Genomic DNA, 23142 nt, shown 5'->3' on the forward strand with positions numbered 1-23142 from the left:
AATGCCTGATGGAGTTCGCATGTGGGACGTCATTGACTTATCGCGCTGGCAGTTTGCGCTGACCGCGCTGTACCATTTTCTGTTTGTTCCCCTGACGCTGGGGCTGATTTTTTTGCTGGCCATCATGGAAACCCTGTTCGTGGTGACGGGCAAAACAGTCTACCGCGACATGACGCGTTTCTGGGGAAAGTTATTCGGTATTAACTTTGCGCTCGGTGTGGCGACCGGCCTGACCATGGAGTTTCAGTTCGGGACTAACTGGTCGCTCTATTCCAACTATGTGGGCGATATTTTCGGTGCTCCGCTGGCGATGGAAGCCTTGATGGCTTTCTTTCTTGAATCCACATTCGTGGGGCTGTTCTTCTTCGGCTGGCAGCGCTTAAACAAGTACCAGCATTTACTGGTGACCTGGCTGGTAGCGTTTGGCTCCAATATCTCGGCCCTGTGGATCCTCAACGCCAACGGCTGGATGCAATATCCAACGGGCGCTCACTTTAATATTGATACCCTGCGCATGGAGATGAGCAGCTTTAGCGAGCTGGTTTTTAACCCCATCAGCCAGGTGAAATTTGTGCATACCGTGATGTCCGGTTATGTCACAGGCGCCATGTTTGTGATGTCCATCAGCGCCTGGTATCTGCTGCGTGGTCGCGCTCGCGAGTTCGCCCTGCGCTCCTTCGCGGTAGGTTCCGTCTTTGGCACACTGGCTATCCTCGGCACTCTGCAACTGGGAGATAGCTCAGCCTATGAGGTCGCCCAACGCCAGCCGGTAAAACTGGCGGCAATGGAAGGGGAATGGCAAACCGAACCAGCACCTGCGCCCTTTCATGTGATAGCCTGGCCGCAGCAGGAGCAAGAGCGTAACGCCTTTTCCGTGAAGATACCGGCCCTGCTGGGTATCCTGGCGACTCACTCTTTAGATACGCCAGTTCCGGGGCTGAAGAACCTGATGGCAGACGCGCTACCCCGCCTGCAGCGGGGCCGGGAAGCATGGTTGCTGATGCAGGAAATCGCCAAAGGTAACCGCACGCCTCAGCTACTGCACGCTTTTCACGCCGTGGAAAAAGATCTGGGTTACGGCATCCTGTTAGCAAACTACGCCCCTGACATGAACCATGTCACGCCAGCGCAATATCAGGCCGCACAACGCGGCGCTATTCCGCAAGTCGCCCCCGTGTTCTGGAGCTTTCGCATCATGATTGGGTGCGGTTCCCTTTTGCTGCTGGTGATGGCGATTGCGCTGATACAGACCTTACGCTGGCGTATCGACCAGCATCGCTGGGTACTGCACATAACGCTGTGGAGCCTGCCGCTACCGTGGATTGCCATTGAAGCAGGCTGGTTTATGACGGAGTTTGGCCGTCAGCCGTGGGCGATTCAGGATATTTTGCCGACCTGGTACGCCCACTCTGCGCTGAGCGCGGGCCAACTGGCCTTCTCCATGGGGCTAATCCTCACGCTTTACACCCTGTTTTTAATTGCCGAAGTCTACCTGATGCAAAAATACGCGCGTCTTGGTCCAGATGCGATGCAACGTCAACAACCGGCACAACAACAGGAATAAAGGAGAGCATCATGTTGGATTATGAAACGTTGCGGCTCATTTGGTGGCTGCTGATTGGCATTATTCTGGTGGCCTTTATGGTCACTGACGGGTTTGATATGGGGGTCGGCTGCCTGTTACCGCTGATCGCGCGCAACGATGATGAACGTCGGGTGTTAATCAATAGCGTAGGGGCGCACTGGGAGGGTAACCAGGTGTGGCTCATTCTGGCGGGCGGTGCATTATTCGCAGCCTGGCCGCGCGTCTATGCTGCCGCATTTTCGGGGTTTTATGTGGCGATGATTCTGGTGCTGTGCGCCCTTTTCTTTCGTCCGTTGGCCTTTGATTATCGCGGTAAAATAGCGAATGCACGCTGGCGCGCCATGTGGGACACCGGGTTGGTTATCGGCAGCCTGGTGCCACCGGTTATCTTCGGCGTCGCCTTCGGCAATCTGTTCCTGGGGGTGCCTTTTGTGTTCACACCACAATTACACGTGCAATATCTGGGCACTTTCTGGGATTTGCTCTCTCCTTTTGCCCTACTGTGCGGCGCATTAAGCCTGATGTTGGTCATTATGCAGGGGGGCGTGTGGCTCCAGTTGAAAACCGACGGCATTCTTCACCTGCGCGCGCTGTCTGCCACCCGCCGCAGCGCGATGTTAGTGGTGCTCTGCTTCCTGTTAGCCGGGTATTGGCTGTGGACGGGGATTAATGGCTATGTGCTGCTTAGCCAGGATCCTAATGGTACGTCCAACCCGCTATTAAAGGCAGTAACGACCGCACCGGGCGCGTGGATGGCGCACTTTGAAAATTCACCACTACTGTTGGTTATTCCGCTGTTGGGCATGATTTTTCCGATGCTCGCGATCTATGCCTGCGGGCAACGTCGGGCCGTGTGGGGATTTCTGTTTGCTTCATTGACCCAGACCTGCGTGATCTTCACCGCTGGAATCACCCTGTTTCCATTTGTGATGCCATCCAGCGCATATCCACTCTCTAGCCTGACGGTGTGGGACAGTACCTCCAGCCAGATGACGCTCAGTATCATGCTGGTTATCGTGCTGATTTTCCTACCGATAGTTCTGCTTTATACCTTGTGGAGTTATTACAAGATGCTGGGACGAATCAACGTAGAAACCATCCGCCGCCACAACCACGAACTTTATTAGGGAGGACTGTACGATGTGGTATCTGTTTTGGTTTGTCGGCATTCTGCTGATGTGCACGCTCTCCACGCTGGCGCTGGTCTGGCTTGAGTCACGGCAGAAATAGCCCTGCGCGTGCGTTACGCTTCCGGGCTCCCTTGTTTATTCGGGGAGTCTTTATTCGTTCACACAAAAGCAGCATGGCTGTACCCAACCCCTGGTTAGCACCAAGCTTATCTATAAACGGCAGAGTGGTGCTGCAATGGACGAGTTCGAAGAGCGGAAAGGAAATGAGAAGCTATAGAGTGCTAAACCAGTGCGCGAGACAAAAAGAAGGGGATTACATTGAAGATGTGTAGTTGTAACTGCTTGATTGAATGGTGCGATAATAGGAGTCGATAAATAGAATCAATCAATTGATTTTATTGAAGAAATCAATATTGAAGAATAAAACTATACACACACCTATACACATTGCCGGATGCGTTCATTTTTCGCACAACCTCAAACTACGAAAAAAACTTTTTTTACGGAAAACTGTTCACACTGTTCACTCGCCATTATTTGTCTTTAATTTCAATGTGATACCCGGTAAACAGTCCGTGAACAGTGAACACTTTACTGTTCACTTTCCGGGATTTCAGGTAAAAAAAGACCGGCTGATGCCGGTCCGGGTAGGTTATGTCGCGGTGGTTTCGTCGCACCGGGGCAGCCAGTCGGCGTTGCTTTCCTCCCTGAGCGCAAGGTTCGTCTGCATCCCCTGATTTGTTCGTCGCTTACCGTAATTCAGCCCGTACTCTTTCAGCATCGATGACAGTCCTTTGCCGAACATGGTCAGGCTGAGTGTGTTCTTGTAGCCGTGCGCCTCCATGTAAACCAGATAGGCGTGATACAGGTACAGGCGCGGCTGTCGCGGGATGATATTCGCATTCCCCATGTACATACCGTCAGGTTCGGGCAGCGCCTCCAGATAGCCACAAAAATCAAATGTCGGGTCAGCGTCGCGTTTGATGCTGAGTGCCTCGTCGGAGTTCTGCTGCGACTGGAGCAGTGTACGCGCGGTCATCGGGTTGCTGAACGTCTGCATGAGCTGGCGCACGATGACGGCCAGCTCCCGGGCGATTTTTTCTTTCAGCTTCGGGTCGCGTTCTTCCGGGGCAATCTGTTCCGGGAAGTGCATTATCACCCGGCGACGCGACACCCCGCCGCTGCGGTCGGTGAAGCGCATCGGATTGTTGTTTACGGCCAGTATCACCGCCGGAATATGGGTGGAGTATGCATCGCGATATTTCGGGTCGACGGAGACCGCATCCCCGCCGGTGATGGCCTTGAGTCCTGCCCCGTCACCGCTCCATTTCTCCTGGTCAGGCAGACGTATCAGCGAGAAGCCAATCAGCGCCGCGCGCTCGCGGGGGGATTCCAGCGTTTCGATAGTCGCTGACGTGGCATTATCTTCCCCGGCGAGCATGGTCGCTATTTCGGCCAGAATACTTTTCCCGCTGCCGCCCGGACCGGTCACTTCGAGGAAGAGCTGCCAGTCGTAACGGTTCGCCAGCACCATAAACAGCGCGGCGAGTATCACGTCACGTTTATCGGCACGCGAACCGGCAGCGCGGTCGAGCCAGCGCCAGAAATTCGGCGCGTGCGTCTCCAGCGTTTCCCCCTCCACCGGCGGGGTGAAATCCACGTCGCACAGGGTGCGCAGCCAGTGCGTTTTGCTGTGCGGGCTGAATATACCGCTTTTGGTATCAAGCACGCCGTTGCGAAAGCCAATCAGCCGCCGTGACGGGGCGTCCTGCTGCGGAATAATCAGTTTCAGGGTGTCGACCACCGAGGCAATTTTCCCCGACGAAAACGGGGCGCGCAGGCGCTGGAACAGCCCGGCCACGTCGCGCGCAAAGTCCGACGGCGGGATGATTTTCCAGATTCCCGCCTCATAACGGGACAGGAGCTGGCCGTTCGCATCCACCGCCAGCGCTTCGCCGTAATGCTCATGCACCCGCATGGCTTTCTCACTGGTGCTCATGGCGGTAAATTCCGCCTCGCTCATGGTGCTGAACGGGCTGTCAGCCGGTGGCCGGATGGCGTCATACATGGCTTTACGCGTGGCATCTTCGCCGTGCTGTGTATACGCATCATTCCAGTCACCAAACACCGGCGGCAGGGCGACCACGCCCCCGCAGGACTCTGCGGCCGCAGACGCTTTGGTCTGGCCGTCGCCGTTAAGGTCACGGTCGGCGGCAATGACAATCCGGCAGGCCGGATATTTGTGACGGGCAAGGCTCGCCAGAGAAAGGAGGTTCACCGACGACAGCGCCACCATGACGGTTTCCCCGGTCAGGTGATGCACGGTGAGCGCGGTTGCGTAGCCCTCCGCTATCCACAGCCGTTTTCCCGCCTCTTTTTTCCCGTCGAGAATATGACACGCTCCTTTCACCTGACCGCCTTTCAGGGTGCGCTTGAGACCGTCCGCGTTAATGAGCTGGACGTTAACCAGTGCGCCGGTATCGTCATAAAGCGGAACCACCACATCCCCGGCGCGGTACGTCACGCCGCCGGTTTTGTGCAGGGCGGTGAGCGTCAGGCATTCCCGGCCGGGGAAGCCCTTGCGGGTGAGGTAGGCATTGCCGGTGACCGGTCGGGCTTTCTCCGTCAGTTTTACGGCCAGCGCGGCCGCCGCTTTGCGGTCTGCCTCTGTTTCAGCCTCTGCGGCCGCAGTCACCGCCGGGGAAACCGGCGGCAGGTTGCCGGTCACGGCATTCACCTTCCCGGCCGCCTCAGAGGCCGATACGCCGAACACCTTCTCAACCAGTTTCAGGCCGTCTCCCGCGCCGCACTGGTTACAGAACCACGTCCCGCGCCCCTCCTTATCGTCAAAGCGAAAGCGGTCGGAGCCGCCACACACCGGACAGGCCTGATGGCGGTTTTTGATGACCGTTACACCCAGCGCCGGGAGAATGCGCGGCCAGTGGCCGCACGCCTGTTTTACGGTGTCCGTTACGTTCATTTTCATTGTTATTTTCTCCCTCAGTGCAGCGCCGGTGCGGTGATATGACGGGCGCAGAGTTCATCCATCACGGCCAGCCCGAGAAAGGACAGCGACGGCGCGGCCTTGAGTGGTCCGGCTTCCATTAAATCTTCGAGCAGGGCACAGGCAATCTGACGGCCTTTTTCCTCGCCATGCTGGCGCAGGTAGAAGCCCTCCAGCTCGGCCGCAATGGCGCTTTCCAGCGTACTGAGCGTGAGCTGCGGGTAGCGGTGCTGACGTTCGCACAGGGTCAGCCAGGCACAGGCGACCGCCCGGCGATAGAGCGCAGCGCGCAGAACGGGAGATAATGCGGTTTTCATACACTGCCCTCCCCGGTCAGCCAGTGCTGATTGCAGCGGCCGACCACGCCGTCGAGCCGGGCAGTCATGAGGTAAATCACCGAGGTGAGCTGTAGCTGCTGTGCCGGGTTGTGACGCAAAGAGGTGCAGCCCTGCACCTGCATCAGGTCGCCGACGAGCTGGCCGACGTTGCGCATATGTTCGAGGCATTCAAGGTCTGCCCGGCTGATGGTGGGCTGTTTTATATTCTGCGGCCGTTCCGTACTTTTAACAGGCATTATTTCGTCTCCTGAGGACGTGCGTATCCCTGCGCAGATACGCACATTTTATTTTTGGGTATCGTTTTTAATTACAGATAATGGCGGTAGTTGTTATCCGGTTTTATTTCCGTTTCCGGCCTGAAATTATTCCGCCATTTATGCGCCACCGGCGCCGGGCGTTTAACCGGGGGAATATCATCAGGATAGTTATCGATATTCCGCGCCCTGTATTGCTGTAATGCCGGGTCAGAGGCTATTTCGCGCAATACGGCATGGCGGTTTTCAGGGTTGCGTTTAAATATATCGGGATGCTCACAGGTAAAGTCCCGCAAAAAACGACTGAGCGGAATTTCTGCCATACGGCCACCGGCAATAATACGAATGAGGATAGTGTAGGTGCGCCGGTACGGGTTCCAGACCAGCCCCGGACAGCGGTACGGCATATCCCACGGAATACCGTCGGCCAGCACGCCCGACACCACCACATCAGGAAATCCTGTACAGCGATATGTTTCACCCGGCTGAGGGAAATCAAACATGGTGCTCACCTCCGTTTCCCGACGTCGTGGCGAGAAAGTCACGGCACAGGCCTTTGGCCTTGAGTTCTTCGAGCACATGGCTGATGTCTTCATGCACATAACTCAGGATTTGCGGGGTATAAAGCTGGCTGAGTCCGTTGATTTCGTGGCGTCGTAAATCACTGCCGAAATACTGCAGGGTTTCACAGGCACGGTTGAGTTTATGGAATGATTCGAGGCTCAGGTGTTCACTGATGGCGTTGAGGTCATCACGACGCGCTGAGACGGTCTGAGCGACAGGCTGATTATGCATGACACACCCCCGTCACCGGCAGGCGGGCGGCAAGGGAAAGCACGTATTCCCGGACAAGGGTGCGGCGGGCGGCCACCTCGTCACCAGCAACGGTGCGGAGCATACAGATACGGGGTTTACGGTCTGCGCGACGGATGGCGGCAAACACAAAGACAAACTGAGGGTGTGACGGTGTGAGGGGCGTAGCCATAAGGGCAACCTCCAATAAGTAGCGGTTATTGCCACCACCGGAGTTCCTACACTCATGGGTGGTAGCCCGGACGGGGGTAGGAATACCGGCCTTATTGGAAACCGGCCAGCCCGAAGGCTGCCCCGCCCGGACCACCATTATCTGATACAGGCCAGTGTGAAACCACCACAGCCCAAAAATAAGGTGTACCTGAGCAACGACGTAAAAAAACACGCATGGCGCGTGTTGAGTCGCCAATAAGTAACACGGGTTCCTACGCCCGGCTGTCGATTTTGCGACAGCGACAAAACTGTACCAGGAAACACACAACGGATGCAAGCCAGAAAAAGGGGCTTTGTGAAATCGGCTCTGATTCATGCGTCGTATTTCCGGTTGCGGTGCGCGACACGTTCTGCCATCCATGCCGTGATTTCAGACTGTAGCCAGGCGACATTTTTACCCCCGAGGGAAACCTGCGCCGGGAAAGCATTGCGGGCGATTAAATCGTAGAGCGTGGAGCGGGACAGACCGCACTGATGAATGACTTCCGGGAGACGTAAAAAACGTTCCTGAGCCGGGGCTGAAACCGGCATCAGGTGCGCGGTTGTGGGGGACGATGGTACTGATGAAACTGTGTGCATAACGCTACCTCGTTAATATCCGCAGAGATCCGGACGTGTCCGTCCGGTATCAGGTAGCGCTCTATTTTGTGAATATTTTGGTCTGATGCAACAAGCGAATTTTGTATGAGGCATGGCACAAGCTGTCTGAATTTTGAGCAGCAAAACTTCAAATCGCTTTAAATGACTTTAAATGGCTTCAGGTGGAAATCAGCATTTATTTTTGATTAGTTGCACCTATGGTTATTACGAAATTAACAGGAATTAACATGGTTATAAGGCAATGCTCAATTTCTATAGCGTGAACAGTAGTGAACAGTTGGTGAACACTTCACTCTCAACTGTTCACTCTTTAATTTATTGTTTTACTTATATTTTTATACTGAGTGAACAGTAGTGAATAGTTACATGTAAAAAAACAAACAGAGAGAGGGGTTTCCCTGCGACCTTTCTCTGGCCAGCCGGGTTTTGAAGTCCTGTTTGTGCCATGTCTGCTACAACGGCAATGAATCGAGTTGTTGTCTGAGGGACGGCAGAATGGCGTCAGGTTGAAAACACAGAGAGAACCCGACGATGAAACCAGATTTGTTTACCGCAGTAATGAAAACCATCGGCAGCACGCAGGATGAGAACATCCGCACGGCCATTGACAGCGCACTGGACAGCCTTAACGAGAAAGCAAACCAGAACGCAGAGGCCACGATAAATAATGCGCTTGAGGCATTCAGCAAGGCCAAATCCGTGCACACGGAAAATATGCTGAAACTGAATGATATTGATGCCGCCATTACCCGCAGCGAGAAAGAGCGTCAGAACGCCCTGAATGAAAGTGCCGAAGCGGAACAGAACTGGCGTACCCGTTTTCGCGAACTGCGCGGCATGATGACCCCGGAACTGAAAGCCGAACACAGTCAGCGAGTGGCCGGTCGGGAGCTGGCGGAGGAATTCACCGCCCTGATTGATGAACTCAACGATGATAAGGCCAGTACCATGCTGTCCGCCTGTACATCAGGAGATAAGTACGTCGGCACGCATTTTACGGTGTTCTCTGCCTACTCCCGGAATGAGTGGGCGACCGTGATGAAAGACATCCCTCCCTCACTGGTGCGCGCATTTGCGTTACGTCTGCGTGAACTTGAAATGAAAGGAGAAGAACACCCTCACAACGTTCTCATTCAGGAGCTGGGTGAGAATGTACTGGCGCAAAGCAGGTACTACACATTCAACATGGCGCAGGAGCCGGTAATTTCAAAAATTGGGCTTCACCGTCCGGCACTCACCGGCGTGGACATGAAGCTCTTTAAAAGCCCTGTTCTCAGAATGGCGCGGGCTAAAGAGCTGGCACAGAAGAAAAAGTCGCGGGGGGTTAAGCCATGATGCGCTGCCCGTACTGCAAACAGGCTGCCCATGTCCGTACCAGTCGTTACCTGTCGGATAACGTCAAACAGAGCTACCTCCAGTGCGTGAATGTCTTTTGCTCCGCAACCTTTCGCACCACCGAGTCTATCGACGAGGTGATACGGCCACCGGCAGAAGAAAAGCCCGAACCGCCGCAGACAGTACCAGAAACACCGCCCCGAATTCTGGACTGCGCCCGCTCATCGCTGCGCCACTGATTCAGGAGAAAAGACAATGGCACGAGCACTACTGGAACAGGCCTTTGAAACCTGTCAGAAGAATAAATCGGACTGGATGAGCAGCAAGTCAGCACTGGCGCGGGCTGAAATGGCGCTGAAAGAGCTGGAGCTGACCTGCACCCGTTATGAACCGGAGGCCGCACAGGCGCTGCGGGATGATATTGACCTGAAAAAATGGGCGGTAAATCAGTCGGCCGGGCAGTACATCCGGTCACATGAGGCCGTGCAGCGTATCAGTATCCGGCGTCAGCTCCACGCTTTTATGCAGGTAAGCGGCGACGCGCTGGCCGCCGCACTGGCACCGGAATTAATGCATCTCAGCGAACAACCTGACATCGTCAGAGAACGGGCTCTCGACCGGGCGGCCGCCAGTGTTCGCGAAGCGCTGTCCGTTCATGTAACCCGCGGAGGAAATATTGATTACGCAGAGGAAGATCGCGACATTCTGACAACCATCGGTTTCCGGCCTGACAGAGCATCGAGAGACGACAACCGGGCAAAATATACGCCTGAACAGAGTCAGATTTTCATGCGCCGACAGGCCGCGCAGACCCGCAAAAAATCCGCATAAAACGCCCCGAAAATACCCGTCTTTTTAATAAAAATAGCCATGCATGCCTACGCTGCATGGCTTTGCATGCAAAAACCTGAATTTTCCACACCCCGCCGCACCAGCTCTGGCGCGGCCTGAGTCCCTTCACGCACCTGCATTAAAAGTGCCCCAGAAAGCGGGCAGGCGGGGCGGGGAGAGCATTGCGCATCAGTGTTATTTGAATAATAAAAAAATTAATGTAATATTTGTAAACAAAATATAAATCACGTTCTGTTATTTACAATTCAGAAATCTAATCCCATGTTTTTACTAGTGGATTCACTGCATTTTTTTGAATATTCTAATAGCTCATGTAATTTAGCATTAACAAATTCATACTGAGTACTATTTTGAAGAGGTAGCAACATATTTTTATCATATGAATTTAGCTTTAATATTCTTTTTACCTCTTCATAATTTAAGTTAATCAATATATTATTCCCACATGATTTTTCCTCGCGGTTTTTGATATCTGTTTTTGATTGTCCGGCAATAATCAATGGGCGGCCTAATAGAAGAGAGGCTCTTGACGCGTGTAAACTCCCCCCAGTTATTCCCGTTTGAATTAAAACAACACCAGATGAAACTGCCGCTTGAATAGTATCTCGCTCTACAAAGTTTGATTTACCAACGAATGAGTTATAAGGATACTCTGAAATTAACAGCCCACCATTATCTATAATTCGCTTTGATAACTCTTTATTTTTGGCTGGATATACTTTTTCAAGACCATGAGCTAAAACTGCAATTGTTTTTCCACCATTATCTATACATGCAGAATGAGCAATGCTATCAATACCGGTCGCCAACCCACTGACAATACTCCAGCCTTTTTTCACAAACCACTCTGTAACTCTCTTTGCAATCACTACACCATGTTCTGTAGGTTCTCTTGTTCCGATAACAGTGAGATTATCATTATTGAGACAAGATATATCACCATTACAAAAAAGGATTGGTGCTGCATAACCTGCGCTTTTCAAATTCAACGGGTAAACATCATCAAAAAAAGATATTATAAAATGGCCATTATCATTTGCAATGTCAATTTGTTGCTGAGCCAGTTCAACGGCATTCGAGATATCAAAATCAGTGTAACTATCTTTTTTATTAAGAGATAATCGCAATATATCCTTAATGGTCAAATCTGAAAAACCATCAATAACATGAAGTGAAGATATTGTTTTGTCGCCAATACCTTTCAAATACTTAATCGCTAAAAGCTTCTGTGTATCAGCAGATACAGTTTTCATTCAGCATCCTTAAGAACAATAAAACTTAGTATCATTATAAGTCATCCCATAAGATAAATAAAGCGCCTGCATAACACTGTTCAGGCGCTCCATCTTTTAATCTATACTCATAGTATTTTTACATTTAGGCGTATCAAAATAACCAGTACAGCCTAAGAAATGCTCTCCAGTTTTTTTATTACGCATAACACGCATTAGCTTCCCACATTGATTACATACATGCATATCCTCACTAATACTAACAGTCTTCGCGATAGATATAGACAATACTCTTTCTGGAGACATTGCATCTAATAATGATTGAGCTCCCTTTAGGGTAGAACCCGTGGTTATCACATCATCAATAATTAATATTTTTGCTGAGGGGATTAAATCCCTGTACTTAGGATTAAAGTGGAGGTTTTCTCTTATCTCGTTTGCTCGGTCGTCTCTACCCATTGTTTTTAGACTCTTAGCTCCTTCCGAGAAATAGAATAAATCTGATATGTATTGAGTGTGAATATTTGTAGAGTGCCGGCTTAATCGAGTTAGTAAGTTCTCCAGTCTTTTATTTTTACCTTTTTTTGCCGGTATTACAGTTATGATATCAAAAATAGAATTCTCATCAAAAAAGTATGCAGGCATTTTATCAATAAAATAGGATAACAGATCTACCCAATATTCAGGGGCGACATATTTAGGCTCAAGCTCTTTTCTATAAATCTCTTTCGATAACGTATGTTTTTCATGTATTTTTGCTGTGAGGGTATTTTTTTGGCTAAAATAACGCCCCAAGCAGATGAAATTTATTTCATTCTTCTTCACAGCGCCAATATTGCCATCTTTATCCATCGGAATAAAAAACAACCACTTCTTATCAATGTCGAAAGAATTAAAATTAGCACACCTGTCAGCGATTAAATCTATATGATTAAAATTTTCAATTTCCTCGCCAAGGCATTTAGTACTAATCATAGCAGCAGGCATTTGACCGATAAAATCTTTAGAGGCCCAAGCAGGGGTAATCGGCTTTATTCCAGCGGCATAAGAAGCATTAATATCCTTGGCGTCATCACCAATAAAAACAACATTGTTTTTATTGGTAAGCCCTAAATTAGATAATGCCAAATTAATCCCCTGAGATGATGGTTTAACTCCACTCGGTCCAACATCATTATAGGTGACAATTGTTTTAAAATATTCATAAATACCGTGGTAATTAAGTACATCTAGAGCATATTGTTTTGGTGAGTTTGTTACAACGCCCATCAAAACATTAGAATTATTGAGCAACTCTAATACTGTTTTTGTTTTAGGGTATAGCTTGGTTGTAGACAACTCATCCTTCGTCAGTCTATTTACTTTCGGCCCTTCTCTATATTCCATTAAAGAGTTTGTATTCACTAATGTGTTATCTAAATCAAATAGAACTGCCTCGATAGAATTATTCATTTTATTCCCTTAAATTATGACATTGCTGTATTAGAACATTCAACGAAAGTATGAAAAATTCATACTACATGGATAATAAATAATTTGAATACCAAGATAGCATTTCTTTTCGTTTCTGCAAATACACGGCATGATTATAAGTTCCACGAATACTGTTTTTATCTACATGAGCTAATTGGATTTCAATCCACGTACTGTTAAAGCCATGCTCATGGAGAACGGTCGACATTGTATGCCTAAAACCATGTCCAGTGACTCGGCCGGCAAATCCAACACGTTTGATAAGTTGGTTAATACTTGCCTCGCTCATAGGCTTATTCGGATCGTTCCGCCCCGGAAAAACATAACGATAGTTCCCTGTCATGATCTTAAGCTCATTGAGTAAATCTAACGCCTGAGTAGACAATGGCACAAGGTGCGCCCTACGCATTTTCATCCTTTCAACAGGAATTTCCCAAATAGCGTTACCCAGATCAAACTCTGACCACAATGCCGCACGTAATTCGATGGTTCTAACCCCTGTGAGCATCAGCAATTTTGTAGCAATCTTGACAAGCCGACTCCCTGTATAACTGTCTAAAGCATGCAGAAAATCAGGTATCTCATCAACTGTTAGGAATGGGAAATGATTGGAATGATGTACCTCGAGCGCGCTAGAAAGATCCGCAGCAGGATTAAATTCAGCTCTTCCGGTGGCTATGGCGTAGCGAAAAACCTCTGAACAACGCTGCCGAACTTTACGCATTTTCTCTAACGCGCCACGTTTCTCAATTTTACGCAGCACATTAAGCAGTTCTAGTGGTTTTATTTCACCAACAGGCCTCGCCCCCACATAAGGGAAAATATCGTTCTGAAACGCTTCCATGATGTCTGACGCATAACCTGCCGACCATTTGGCAGATTTCATCTGGTGCCACTCTGTAGCGATCTTTTCAAACGCGCTCTCGGACTCCGTCTGCAAAGCAATTTTCTGCTCTTTTCTAACCTCACTCGGATTTTTTCCTTCCGCGACCAGTTTTCGGGCATCGTCACGACGGGAACGCGCATCGGCAAGTGTGATTGTTGGATAAACACCAAGCGAGATCATTTTGGGTTTACCGGCATAGCGATAGCGGAACCGCCAGCTCTTGCTTCCATTAGGTTCTATAAGCAAAGACAGCCCTTGCCCATCCCCAAGCGTATAGGGTTTATCTTCAGGCTTAGCACGGCGAATCTGCATATCGTTTAAAGGCATGTGTATAGGAATCCAAGACCGAACAGGAACATATACACAATCCTATACACATTCTGTATCGGATTCTACTGGATGGTTACGGACGATGATGGACTAAAAAGCGGTAAAATCGTTATAAATCAGGGTAATTATGGATGAATACGGACGTTTGGGGAAGTTGAGATGGTGCCGATAAGAGGAGTCGAACCTCCGACCTTCGCATTACGAATGCGAAGTTTTTATATTTTAACTGCTTGAACAACCATCAGAAATCACAAATTTATCATTTTAAATCATAATATTAAAACAAAAAACCTGTTGATGTAAATTGATGAGTGTTGATGTTTATCCTTTCAATTTACTTACACCAGCCGTTACATTACTGTAAACCGTAATCCCCAACAGGAACCCTAAAAATGGCGCTTTCAAGACAAAAACTAACCTTCGAACGAATTCGAAGATTTACTTTACCTGAAGGGAAAAACCAAGTTTTCCTTTGGGATACGGACGTAACAAGCTTGGCATGTCGAGCAACTCGTGGAGCAAAAGCCTTTGTATTCCAAAGCCTGTATGCGGGAAAAACCCTTCGCATGACCATTGGCAACATTAACGATTGGAGGATTGATGATGCGAGGGCCGAAGCCAGGCGACTGCAAACATTAATCGATACTGGGATAGATCCGCGTATAGCTAAGGCGGAAAAAATTGCTGAAGCGGAATCACAGCAGGCTGAATCTCGTAAAACGAAGGCAACCTTTTCAAGCGCTTGGGAAGATTATCTTGATGAATTGAGAACCGGAATCAGCGCAAAAACTAAACGCCCCTACTCTGCACGCTACATTGCCGATCACGTTAACTTGTCCAGTCGTGGAGGCGAAAGTAAAAAAAGAGGCCGGGGCCCAACCTCACCTGGGCCACTGGCTAGCCTGCTCGACCGACCATTATCAGAACTAACACCAGAGAACATTGCCGAATGGCTAAGTACAGAGAGACAAAATCGGCCTACCGTCACTGCTCATGCCTACCGTCTGTTGCGTGCATTCATCAAATGGGCTAATTACCAGAAAAAATATCAGGGAATAATCGATGGCGATCTTGCACAAGATCATAACGTGAGAAAAATGGTTCCAATATCAGCGAGCAAAGCGGGAGATTGCTTACAAAAAGAACAGCTCAAAAGCTGGTTCAGTGCCGTGCGTAGCCTCAATAATCCCATTGCATCAGCCTATCTCCAAGTGCTTTTGCTCACCGGTGCACGGCGTGAAGAAATTTCCTCACTTCGCTGGTCTGACATAGATTTCAAATGGTCAAGCATGAGAATTAAAGACAAGATCGAAGGCGAGCGAATTATCCCCCTCACTCCCTATGTTTCTGACTTGTTACGCTCACTGATGGAGATCCCCAATCGTGGTACAAACGAGGAGAATTGGGTTTTCAGAAGTAACAGCAAAAGTGGCAAAATTATTGAACCGCGTTCAGCACATAATAGAGCATTAACTCGCGCGGAGTTACCACATATCAGCTTGCACGGATTGCGCCGTAGTTTTGGGACCCTCGCTGAATGGGTCGAAGTACCAACAGGTATTGTTGCGCAGATTATGGGCCATAAGCCTAGCGCTCTTGCTGAAAAGCACTATCGCCGCCGTCCATTAGATTTGCTAAGAAAATGGCATGAAAAAGTTGAATTATGGATCTTAGAAGAAGCAAAAATAAAAAACAACGTTGATAAGCGTTGATTTTATCAAATATCAACAACTTACATAAAATCACATGTGTTGACAGAAATTTTTTTTCAGTTATCTTTTATTACTGCTAACTACATTCACTCACTAAGCAGGAGATTAACTACAGTGACTAACCCAATAACTGTATCAAGAGAAGACCGAAGTGCGGAAATCAGAGCGAGATGGGGTTTACATCCGACTAAAAACAAAAGTTCTAATTTTTGGGAAACAACAATTCAGCGTTTTAATAATAGTAGTACTGACCGAATACTACCTCTTTGGCACCGTGTTTCAAAACTTTTAGTTGCTATTAGGAATGTAGTCAATACTATAACATGCCTTTTTCCACCAAAGGGGAATACTTCCCGCTCACGCCGAAGTTCAACAACGTCATCAAAAAACTCATCATCATCTTCATCGGATGGTAGTAGTAGCGACCCCGATCCCGATAGAGACCCCATATTCACCCCTTTTCATTTCATTCTTTCATCTCTGTTAAAAACAATGATCGTCTTATTTGCCCACATATCAAATGTTGGGGTGATGAAATGAGCGATATCAAACATCAAAAACCCTCTCAGTCACAACTAATTTCTACCCGCGAGTTAGCTAATATTATTGGCTATGAAGTACAAACTATTCGAGCTTGGCTTTGCAAAGACAAACTGCCTAATGGTTTACCGCGACCGAAGAAAATTAAAAACCGACACTATTGGTCACGTAAAGACATTGATAGATACCTATTAACCTTCTCAGTATATAGTAACTAATAGAGGCCTCCCCCGGCTATTCTAAAGAATAGCCGGGTTAGTTAATACAAACCTTCCATTAACAATGGGGGGAGATTAATACTATTTATCACATCTCACATTAACAAAATTCAAGGTCACATATGAAAAAACGCATCACTTTCAGCGTAAACAATAGTTCTACTATTGATGCAATTGACGACTATAGCAATGCAAAAGGATACTCCAGGTCAGAGGTGATATCATTTTTATTAAACGCCACAGTCCCAGCATTGAATAAAATAACATCGCAATATCATATAGCTCAAACTTTGGAGTCAACATTAGGCTGTATTTTTGAAGAGAAGGTCCCGTCAATAGCACGGGGGGAGCCAAAATTAACTTACGAAGAGTTTTTTCATTCCGTCTGGAACACTCACATTCGACACCGGAACGAGGTTGTCGATCAAGATTTTTATGCGCACAAAATACCTCATGATAAGATGGGTAAGAGCGAAAAAAAATTAATTCATGAAAAGCTCTCATACATTATAAAAAGTTTCAATGTAAAAAAAGCAATTTTTATTTACACAGATCGGCGCGTGAACCACAAACATCTCATTGCAGGAGGGTTATCTAATATCATACTGATAAAGGAAACAGTCTACGATGGTTGTTTTTTTGATTTGAGCAGCATTGTGATTATGCCAATCTTTGAACTTATTACATTTGGAGTTGAAGCAGTATTGAAAAGAAATAAAACTCCCCCTAAACAATCATGCTATTGCTGGATACCAATTTATTACACAAATGATCTAGCGGTAATGGTCCCTGTGATTGCCGAAGGCGATACACCTCAAAAGGCGATGAAAGGAGGAGATGCCATCATTATTAACCCCTTTAACGGTGAAGTAAGCCATACTTTCTGATACCAATGTTAAGCATAACCACTTAGTTGCATACATCTCGACAGTATGGAGTTAGTACCTAATAGCTTGATGAGGGTAAAAGATGCCTACTAACAAAGCAAAATCAAAGAAAATTCTAGGAAGGCCTGAAGGAAGTAAATATTCCCATTTAATTCAGAGTGAGAAGGCTAAGCATTACTCTCAATCCAAGGTGGCAAAGATCTTAGGAATAAGTATTTCCACGGTAAAAAGACACTGGGATAACGGCATCTTTGGGTGATTATAATTGCAGAGTTGCTTTTTAATTATTTTACTGCATGGGTAATGGGTTGATAACAAGTTTTATTGTTGGAAAGGTATTATATAACAGTCATTACTATTAATAGTTAATTAATATAACTAACCACAGACATTCAGCTATGTCTGATCATATTACTATATACGGCTATCCAAAGCCGTAGGGCTAACGACAGGATCGAAACATGGAATTATATCATGGTTCCCATGGTGAGCATGTGCTCGCCTATAAAAAACATATTGAACGAGTCGTCAATGATGCTATCAGTGAATTCCCCAGAACAATGGCGTTACGTGTTGATGTTCATTATCCACCCATTTTAGACAGAGGTGACACTGTTTGCTGTTTTCCTAATCTAGAGCCTGGTGCCATATCCCGTTTCCGTAATGCATTAAATGCCATGTTGGAGGCCAATGAGAGAACCAGAGCAGCTAACGGCAAAAGAATATATCCAAACCGTGTTCGTCATGTTTGGGCACGGGAGTTTTCCGAAGAAGGAAAATGTCACTTTCACCTTGGTCTTTTTTTTAATAAAGATGCTTATTACCATTTAGGTGATTATGAGGCTGAAAGAAATTTAAGGATGATGATTGTAAGAGCATGGTATAGCGCACTGGGATTGGAACTGGATGATTATCCGGGATTGGTTCACTACCCTGAAAATTGTCGTTATATTTTAGACGTCAATGATTTTAACTTTGAAGGAGAATACAATAAATTACTGAATCGTCTCGACTACCTAGCTAAACTCGATACAAAAGCATATGGAGATGGCGACCGTAGCTTCGGCTGCAGTCGCGGGTAATTTATTTTTTACAGCAATGGCCTTTCTTATGGATGGAAAGGCCAGACCTTATATATCAAGAAGATGGTGAGCGATAAAGTATTGTTTTCAAGTAATCATCTGTTGCAGTAAACTCAGGGAGTTGGCCACTCATGGCCTGTGTTAGTGGAATAATCTTTGTCCTGACTCCCATCCCCCTGAAATCAACGTAACCATAATCACGTAAGACTTCCATAATAATCGTATTGCGTGGTGATCGCTGACCTGTAACCATCTTTTCAATCGACATCGAATTATTCAGCGCCCCTGGGCTAATAACTTCAAATCGATTGCTATACAAGCCAATCTCTATCTCAACAAAGCGTGTCCAGTCACGATGAGCCAGTGCATTTACAACAGTTTCGCGAATAGCTTCCAGTGGATAATACCAGGTTGTTTCCCGACGTAGATGCGTATCGGGTAGAGGGGCCTCTGAAGTGATAAAGGGCATGATAGTTGACATCAAACGCTCAATCAATCCACCATCGATCAAAGCCTTTCCGGCTTCCTCAGTATCAAAACGCCCAACCATTGGACCATCCAGAATATCATCGAGTAACGGTTGGTACTCCTTATCCTCGCTGGCAAACGCAAAGACTCGGATATCTGGTCGATGCGAGAGTTCAACCATTTTGATTTTGAACTCAACGGGATAATTAGGGCTTTTTTTACGCACTGTGGTTAATGATTTCATGGATAGTGTCCACCATATTTGGTGTCCACTATCCTCTCAGGAATTTCAGGATCTGCCAGACGGTGCTGAGACGACGCTTACGAATGTTATACCCCCTGCTGCAGTGGAAAGACGTGGTGACAGATACCCCTTCCCCACATTCAGGCAGCAACTCTTTCATCAGTAGCAGGCGGGAATCAATATGAGCAGGATCGGTGTGGTTAAAACGATGAAGGAGCGATTTTGTCCGCAAAGAATCCGCTTTTATGGCGGGTTCAGCAGGGAAAAAGTAATCCCCATCTTTAAGACGGACACGTTCCACCCTGGTATCAGCGCAGGGCGGCAATTTATCATTCATTAATTCTGTTTCCTCCGTATGCAGCGTGGAGCCTTTCCTGTTACCGGTTTTATCCGGATGTATGCTGTCCCGTGAAGTGGCGGGCAAACTCACTTCTAAAAAATTACGGCCAGATCTTGTCATGCCTATCACAAAGTATCATAACCGAGCATTGTGTAAAGATGAAAACCGTCAAATTGAGCGCAATCGAGCTGCATGATATGATCAGAACCCTACTAAATCAGAAGTATTGGGTATGAGATTACTTTTGAGGAAGCACGTAAATGAAACGAGTGGTTCTGTTTTCATGTGGGAGCGCTTGTCGCTCCCTGAATAGTCCATGTGACAATGAAGATTAAACAGCATCATAACCAGCATGATGCCGTTGCATTTCTTGCATATCGGCAGACTACATCAGAACCCGGTAACCTTGGATGCTGGGATAATGGCAGAGAAGAGGCACTTACTGTATCTACGGTAAAAAGCGGTTTTGTCGATGAAGTTTTAAAGGAAACCCTCCAGAAACGCTGATGAAATTGCGCAGTTTCGCTGGCCTGATGCGACAACAACTCGCCAGTAGAATGGGTATTTCTTACAAATACCTGCGCAGCATAGAAGCAAACCCATCCAGAGCGAGCATTACTACACTTAACCATTATGCCAAGAAGTGTGGTGTTAAAAGCCCTTTGATTTATCTGTAAATAAGATAAAACATGATAATTTCATCAAGTTGCATGGTAATTTATCCAGGATCCATTTGTGTCCAGGACGTAAGTCTTCACAGCTGTCGAATCAATTCTATTTCGTAAGGCGGCTCACGTTTTTATGCCCTGAGCAGTGCTTTTCCGGCTGGAACTTTCCCCCACTCATTCACTGTGATTTAATATGCTAAACCGGTTTAATTAAGTTTAGCCTTGGAGGGTTTTAGCATGAAAGCAAAAGTTTGGGTTCTGGGCGACGCAGTGGTGGACCTGCTACCGGAGAGTGAAGGGCGCTTGCTACAGTGCCCTGGAGGCGCGCCGGCTAACGTGGCGGTAGGGGTTGCCCGCCTTGGCGGCAACAGCGGATTTATCGGCCGCGTCGGCGGTGACCCGTTTGGCCGCTACATGCGTCATACCCTGCAACAGGAGCAGGTCGACGTCAGCCATATGTATCTTGACGATCATCACCGCACGTCCACTGTGGTGGTCGACCTTGATGACCAAGGTGAACGCACCTTTACCTTTATGGTACGCCCCAGCGCTGACCTGTTCCTGGCTGAAGAAGACCTGCCACAGTTTGCCGCCGGACAGTGGTTGCACATCTGCTCCATCGCGCTCAGCGCCGAGCCCAGCCGCAGTGCTACCTTCGCGGCTATGGAGAACATCAAACGTGCCGGTGGCCGGGTGAGCTTTGACCCTAATATCCGCCTGGATCTCTGGCAAGATCAGAACCTGTTGCACGCCTGTCTCGACCGCGCCCTGCGTCTGGCGAACGTGGTGAAACTGTCCGAAGAAGAGCTGATACTCATCAGCGGGAGTAATGATATCGCGCAGGGGATCGCCAGCATCACTGAGCGTTATCAGCCTGAATTACTGCTGGTGACTCAGGGTAAAGCGGGCGTCATCGCCGCATTCCAGCAGCAGTTTATCCATTTCAGCGCTAAACCGGTTGTCAGCGTGGATACCACCGGTGCGGGCGATGCGTTTGTCGCCGGACTGCTTGCCAGCCTTGCTGCCAACGGGATGCCGGCGGATATCAATGCCCTGGAGCCAACGCTCGCTCTGGCGCAAACCTGCGGTGCCCTGGCAACCCTGGCGAAAGGCGCGATGACTGCCCTGCCATACCAGCGCGATCTACACCGCCAGATTTGATCCTAAATACCGTCGTACGCGGTCCACTTTGTTGCATCCATCACACTTATTAAACCGGTTTAGCAAAATCAATTTCAAAATGTTAAATGTCGTGCTTAACATTGCAACTAAACCGGTTTAGTAAAAACACACAATTTTTTATTTTCCTTTTGGGATGCAATCAATATGTTCAGAAAAAGCACACTCGCGGTTCTTATCGCTTTGCTAACCGGCGCCGCCTCAGCCCATGCACAAACGGATCTCAGCAGTATCGAAGCCCGTTTAATTGCGCTGGAAAAACGCTTACAGGATGCCGAAAACAGAGCGCAAACGGCAGAAACCCGCGCAGAGTCGGCAGAGAAGAAAGTACAGCAGCTCACGACACAGCAACAAAAAACCCAGGACAGCACTCAGGAAGTGGCTCAGCGTACCGCCAAACTGGAGAAAAAAGCCGATGAGAAAAGCGGGTTTGAGTTCCACGGCTACGCCCGCTCCGGCGTGATAATGAATGACTCCGGCGCCAGCACCAAATCCGGAGCCTACATGACGCCAGCAGGGGAAACCGGTGGGGCTATTGGCCGCCTGGGAAACCAGGCCGATACCTATGTTGAAATGAATCTTGAACATAAGCAGACCCTGGATAACGGGGCAACGACCCGCTTCAAAGTCATGGTCGCCGACGGTCAAACCACTTATAACGACTGGACGGCGAGCACCAGTGATTTGAACGTGCGTCAGGCCTTTGTTGAACTGGGCAACTTGCCCACCTTCGACGGGCCGTTTAAAGGCTCCACCCTGTGGGCCGGGAAACGCTTTGACCGGGATAACTTTGACATTCACTGGATCGACTCGGATGTCGTGTTCCTCGCCGGTACCGGCGGCGGTATTTACGATGTCAGGTGGAACGACAGCGTTCGCAGCAACTTCTCTCTTTACGGGCGTAACTTCGGCGATATTGCTGATACCAGCAACAGTGTGCAGAACTACATCGTCAGCATGAACAATTTCATCGGGCCGGTGCAGATGATGGTCAGCGGGATGCGGGCAAAAGACAACGACGAACGCCAGGATACCAACGGTAATCCGGTCAAAGGCGATGCGGCAAATACCGGTGTACATGCGCTGCTCGGGTTGCACAACGACAGTTTTTACGGCCTGCGTGAAGGTGCCAGCAAAACCGCCCTGCTCTACGGTCACGGACTGGGTGCCGAAGTTAAAGGTGTCGGCTCTGACGGCGCGTTACGCTCGGGGGCTAACACCTGGCGCTTCGCCAGCTACGGCACCACGCCACTGAGCAAGAACTGGTTTATCGCCCCGGCGATACTGGCACAAACCAGTAAAGACCGTTATGTCGATGGCGACAGCTACCAGTGGGCAACCCTCAACATGCGTCTGATCCAGGAGATCAATCAAAACTTCGCCCTCGCTTATGAAGGCAGTTACCAGTATATGGATCTCAAACCTGAAGGTTATAACGATCGCCATGCGGTAAACGGCAGCTTCTACAAGCTCACCTTCGCCCCGACCTTTAAGGTTGGCGACATCGGCGATTTCTTCAGCCGTCCTGAAATCCGTCTTTACACCTCGTGGATGGACTGGAGCAAAAAACTCAATAATTACGCCAGCGATGACGCGCTGGGCAGCAGTGGTTTTAAATCGGGCGGCGAATGGTCGTTCGGGATGCAGATGGAAACCTGGTTTTGATGGTTAACACCTGGCGACAGTAACCGCCGGGGCGACAAAATACGTTTCGTCGCCCCGGACACAATAACAACGAAGAGAATGCGCTCCGGCTACC

At 48.5% G+C, this 23142-nt stretch carries 22 protein-coding genes and 1 pseudogene; 11 read left to right on the plus strand and 12 right to left on the minus strand.

From position 1 onward, the window contains the following. Nucleotides 1-19 precede the first annotated feature (19 nt). Genes appC through cbdX form a run of 3 tightly spaced genes read left to right on the plus strand, consistent with a single transcriptional unit; the run spans nt 20 to nt 2815 of the window. Nucleotides 20-1564, plus strand: a complete 1545-nt coding sequence (gene appC, locus HV229_RS19640; RefSeq protein ID WP_080859982.1) for a cytochrome bd-II oxidase subunit 1 — start codon at nt 20-22, stop codon at nt 1562-1564. Nucleotides 1565-1575: 11 nt separating this feature from the next. Then, nucleotides 1576-2712, plus strand: a complete 1137-nt coding sequence (appB, locus tag HV229_RS19645; RefSeq protein ID WP_181546200.1) for a cytochrome d ubiquinol oxidase subunit II — start codon at nt 1576-1578, stop codon at nt 2710-2712. Between the two features lie 13 nt (nt 2713-2725). Then, the gene (gene cbdX, locus HV229_RS19650; RefSeq protein WP_016151902.1) at nt 2726-2815 is read left to right on the plus strand and encodes a cytochrome bd-II oxidase subunit CbdX; all 90 of its coding nucleotides are present in this window, start codon (nt 2726-2728) and stop codon (nt 2813-2815) included. 552 nt (nt 2816-3367) lie between these two features. On the opposite strand, the gene HV229_RS19655 is transcribed toward cbdX, so the two are convergent. From HV229_RS19655 to HV229_RS19685, 7 genes are all read right to left on the minus strand, one after another. Then, nucleotides 3368-5701 carry a primase-helicase zinc-binding domain-containing protein gene (locus HV229_RS19655; protein WP_181546202.1) on the minus strand — a complete coding sequence of 778 codons (2334 nt, stop codon included), beginning with the start codon at nt 5699-5701 and terminating at the stop codon, nt 3368-3370. 14 nt (nt 5702-5715) lie between these two features. Next, nucleotides 5716-6036, minus strand: coding sequence for a DUF5375 domain-containing protein (locus HV229_RS19660; protein WP_016151192.1), 321 nt, complete (start codon nt 6034-6036; stop codon nt 5716-5718). Continuing rightward, the gene (locus HV229_RS19665) at nt 6033-6260 is read right to left on the minus strand and encodes a hypothetical protein (RefSeq protein ID WP_181547738.1); all 228 of its coding nucleotides are present in this window, start codon (nt 6258-6260) and stop codon (nt 6033-6035) included. The genes HV229_RS19660 and HV229_RS19665 overlap by 4 nt, the downstream gene beginning before the upstream one ends. 104 nt (nt 6261-6364) lie before the next feature. Further along, nucleotides 6365-6814, minus strand: a complete 450-nt coding sequence (locus HV229_RS19670) for a hypothetical protein (protein ID WP_181546204.1) — start codon at nt 6812-6814, stop codon at nt 6365-6367. After that, complete coding sequence (locus HV229_RS19675) at nt 6807-7106, minus strand: Derepression protein (RefSeq protein WP_181546206.1); 300 nt, start codon at nt 7104-7106, stop codon at nt 6807-6809. Before HV229_RS19675 ends, HV229_RS19670 begins: the two co-directional genes overlap by 8 nt. Beyond that, nucleotides 7099-7653, minus strand: a complete 555-nt coding sequence (locus tag HV229_RS19680; RefSeq protein ID WP_181546208.1) for a host cell division inhibitor Icd-like protein — start codon at nt 7651-7653, stop codon at nt 7099-7101. The genes HV229_RS19675 and HV229_RS19680 overlap by 8 nt, the downstream gene beginning before the upstream one ends. Further along, a complete protein-coding gene (locus HV229_RS19685) occupies nt 7650-7916 on the minus strand; it encodes an AlpA family transcriptional regulator (RefSeq protein WP_016242327.1) in 267 nt (88 codons plus the stop codon). Before HV229_RS19685 ends, HV229_RS19680 begins: the two co-directional genes overlap by 4 nt. A 552-nt stretch (nt 7917-8468) precedes the next feature. On the opposite strand from HV229_RS19685, the gene HV229_RS19690 reads away from it, so the two are divergent. From HV229_RS19690 to HV229_RS19700, 3 genes are read left to right on the plus strand one after another with little or no spacing between them, the layout of a single operon-like run. Continuing rightward, the gene (locus HV229_RS19690) at nt 8469-9272 is read left to right on the plus strand and encodes a capsid protein (RefSeq protein ID WP_181546210.1); all 804 of its coding nucleotides are present in this window, start codon (nt 8469-8471) and stop codon (nt 9270-9272) included. After that, nucleotides 9269-9511, plus strand: coding sequence for an ogr/Delta-like zinc finger family protein (locus HV229_RS19695; protein WP_000984214.1), 243 nt, complete (start codon nt 9269-9271; stop codon nt 9509-9511). The genes HV229_RS19690 and HV229_RS19695 overlap by 4 nt, the downstream gene beginning before the upstream one ends. Nucleotides 9512-9527: 16 nt before the next feature. Next, nucleotides 9528-10103 (plus strand): phage polarity suppression protein, encoded by a 576-nt coding sequence (locus tag HV229_RS19700; RefSeq protein WP_000090076.1) that lies wholly within the window; start codon nt 9528-9530, stop codon nt 10101-10103. Between the two features lie 266 nt (nt 10104-10369). Here HV229_RS19700 and HV229_RS19705 read toward each other — a convergent pair whose 3' ends face one another. The 3 genes from HV229_RS19705 to HV229_RS19715 all read right to left on the minus strand — a co-directional run bounded on the left by HV229_RS19705 (nt 10370) and on the right by HV229_RS19715 (nt 14042). Further along, nucleotides 10370-11377 (minus strand): DNA-processing protein DprA, encoded by a 1008-nt coding sequence (locus HV229_RS19705; RefSeq protein WP_181546212.1) that lies wholly within the window; start codon nt 11375-11377, stop codon nt 10370-10372. 96 nt (nt 11378-11473) lie between these two features. Further along, on the minus strand, nt 11474-12808 hold the full coding sequence (locus HV229_RS19710) for an HAD-IA family hydrolase (protein WP_181546214.1): 1335 nt from the start codon (nt 12806-12808) through the stop codon (nt 11474-11476). A gap of 64 nt (nt 12809-12872) precedes the next feature. Further along, nucleotides 12873-14042, minus strand: coding sequence for an integrase arm-type DNA-binding domain-containing protein (locus HV229_RS19715; RefSeq protein ID WP_181546216.1), 1170 nt, complete (start codon nt 14040-14042; stop codon nt 12873-12875). 320 nt (nt 14043-14362) lie between these two features. Between HV229_RS19715 and HV229_RS19720 the strand changes: the two are divergent. From HV229_RS19720 to HV229_RS19730, 3 genes and pseudogenes are all read left to right on the plus strand, one after another. Next, nucleotides 14363-15757: pseudogene (locus tag HV229_RS19720) on the plus strand (integrase family protein). Between the two features lie 880 nt (nt 15758-16637). Next, complete coding sequence (locus tag HV229_RS19725; protein WP_008321066.1) at nt 16638-17402, plus strand: hypothetical protein; 765 nt, start codon at nt 16638-16640, stop codon at nt 17400-17402. A gap of 461 nt (nt 17403-17863) precedes the next feature. Beyond that, nucleotides 17864-18484: an inovirus Gp2 family protein gene (locus HV229_RS19730; protein ID WP_008321072.1), complete on the plus strand. Its 621-nt coding sequence runs from the start codon at nt 17864-17866 to the stop codon at nt 18482-18484. 55 nt (nt 18485-18539) lie between these two features. Here the strand turns inward: HV229_RS19730 and HV229_RS19735 are convergent, their stop codons facing one another. Beyond that, nucleotides 18540-19196 (minus strand): ATP-binding protein, encoded by a 657-nt coding sequence (locus HV229_RS19735; RefSeq protein ID WP_003029581.1) that lies wholly within the window; start codon nt 19194-19196, stop codon nt 18540-18542. A 28-nt stretch (nt 19197-19224) separates the two neighbouring features. Further along, nucleotides 19225-19533: a maltose acetyltransferase domain-containing protein gene (locus tag HV229_RS19740; protein WP_003029582.1), complete on the minus strand. Its 309-nt coding sequence runs from the start codon at nt 19531-19533 to the stop codon at nt 19225-19227. A gap of 908 nt (nt 19534-20441) precedes the next feature. On the opposite strand from HV229_RS19740, the gene HV229_RS19750 reads away from it, so the two are divergent. Next, nucleotides 20442-21365 carry an aminoimidazole riboside kinase gene (locus tag HV229_RS19750; protein ID WP_003029584.1) on the plus strand — a complete coding sequence of 308 codons (924 nt, stop codon included), beginning with the start codon at nt 20442-20444 and terminating at the stop codon, nt 21363-21365. A 165-nt stretch (nt 21366-21530) separates the two neighbouring features. Then, on the plus strand, nt 21531-23048 hold the full coding sequence (locus HV229_RS19755; protein ID WP_003029587.1) for a carbohydrate porin: 1518 nt from the start codon (nt 21531-21533) through the stop codon (nt 23046-23048). The last annotated feature ends 94 nt before the right edge of the window (nt 23049-23142 follow it).

It is taken from the genome of Citrobacter sp. RHBSTW-00524, assembly GCF_013747755.1.
Taxonomy (GTDB): domain Bacteria; phylum Pseudomonadota; class Gammaproteobacteria; order Enterobacterales; family Enterobacteriaceae; genus Citrobacter; species Citrobacter braakii.

Excerpts from the sequence above, each read along its gene's own strand:
- HV229_RS19685 (WP_016242327.1), bottom strand. The coding sequence starts at position 7,916 with ATGCACACAGTTTCATCAGTACCATCGTCCCCCACAACCGCGCACCTG.
- appC (WP_080859982.1), top strand. The coding sequence starts at position 20 with ATGTGGGACGTCATTGACTTATCGCGCTGGCAGTTTGCGCTGACCGCG.
- HV229_RS19725 (WP_008321066.1), top strand. The coding sequence starts at position 16,638 with ATGAAAAAACGCATCACTTTCAGCGTAAACAATAGTTCTACTATTGAT.
- HV229_RS19730 (WP_008321072.1), top strand. The coding sequence starts at position 17,864 with ATGGAATTATATCATGGTTCCCATGGTGAGCATGTGCTCGCCTATAAA.
- cbdX (WP_016151902.1), top strand. The coding sequence starts at position 2,726 with ATGTGGTATCTGTTTTGGTTTGTCGGCATTCTGCTGATGTGCACGCTC.
- HV229_RS19690 (WP_181546210.1), top strand. The coding sequence starts at position 8,469 with ATGAAACCAGATTTGTTTACCGCAGTAATGAAAACCATCGGCAGCACG.
- HV229_RS19670 (WP_181546204.1), bottom strand. The coding sequence starts at position 6,814 with ATGTTTGATTTCCCTCAGCCGGGTGAAACATATCGCTGTACAGGATTT.
- HV229_RS19740 (WP_003029582.1), bottom strand. The coding sequence starts at position 19,533 with ATGAATGATAAATTGCCGCCCTGCGCTGATACCAGGGTGGAACGTGTC.
- HV229_RS19660 (WP_016151192.1), bottom strand. The coding sequence starts at position 6,036 with ATGAAAACCGCATTATCTCCCGTTCTGCGCGCTGCGCTCTATCGCCGG.
- HV229_RS19655 (WP_181546202.1), bottom strand. The coding sequence starts at position 5,701 with ATGAAAATGAACGTAACGGACACCGTAAAACAGGCGTGCGGCCACTGG.
- HV229_RS19710 (WP_181546214.1), bottom strand. The coding sequence starts at position 12,808 with ATGAATAATTCTATCGAGGCAGTTCTATTTGATTTAGATAACACATTA.
- HV229_RS19755 (WP_003029587.1), top strand. The coding sequence starts at position 21,531 with ATGTTCAGAAAAAGCACACTCGCGGTTCTTATCGCTTTGCTAACCGGC.
- HV229_RS19750 (WP_003029584.1), top strand. The coding sequence starts at position 20,442 with ATGAAAGCAAAAGTTTGGGTTCTGGGCGACGCAGTGGTGGACCTGCTA.
- HV229_RS19695 (WP_000984214.1), top strand. The coding sequence starts at position 9,269 with ATGATGCGCTGCCCGTACTGCAAACAGGCTGCCCATGTCCGTACCAGT.
- HV229_RS19715 (WP_181546216.1), bottom strand. The coding sequence starts at position 14,042 with ATGCCTTTAAACGATATGCAGATTCGCCGTGCTAAGCCTGAAGATAAA.
- HV229_RS19700 (WP_000090076.1), top strand. The coding sequence starts at position 9,528 with ATGGCACGAGCACTACTGGAACAGGCCTTTGAAACCTGTCAGAAGAAT.
- HV229_RS19735 (WP_003029581.1), bottom strand. The coding sequence starts at position 19,196 with ATGAAATCATTAACCACAGTGCGTAAAAAAAGCCCTAATTATCCCGTT.
- appB (WP_181546200.1), top strand. The coding sequence starts at position 1,576 with ATGTTGGATTATGAAACGTTGCGGCTCATTTGGTGGCTGCTGATTGGC.
- HV229_RS19680 (WP_181546208.1), bottom strand. The coding sequence starts at position 7,653 with ATGAATCAGAGCCGATTTCACAAAGCCCCTTTTTCTGGCTTGCATCCG.
- HV229_RS19675 (WP_181546206.1), bottom strand. The coding sequence starts at position 7,106 with ATGCATAATCAGCCTGTCGCTCAGACCGTCTCAGCGCGTCGTGATGAC.
- HV229_RS19705 (WP_181546212.1), bottom strand. The coding sequence starts at position 11,377 with ATGAAAACTGTATCTGCTGATACACAGAAGCTTTTAGCGATTAAGTAT.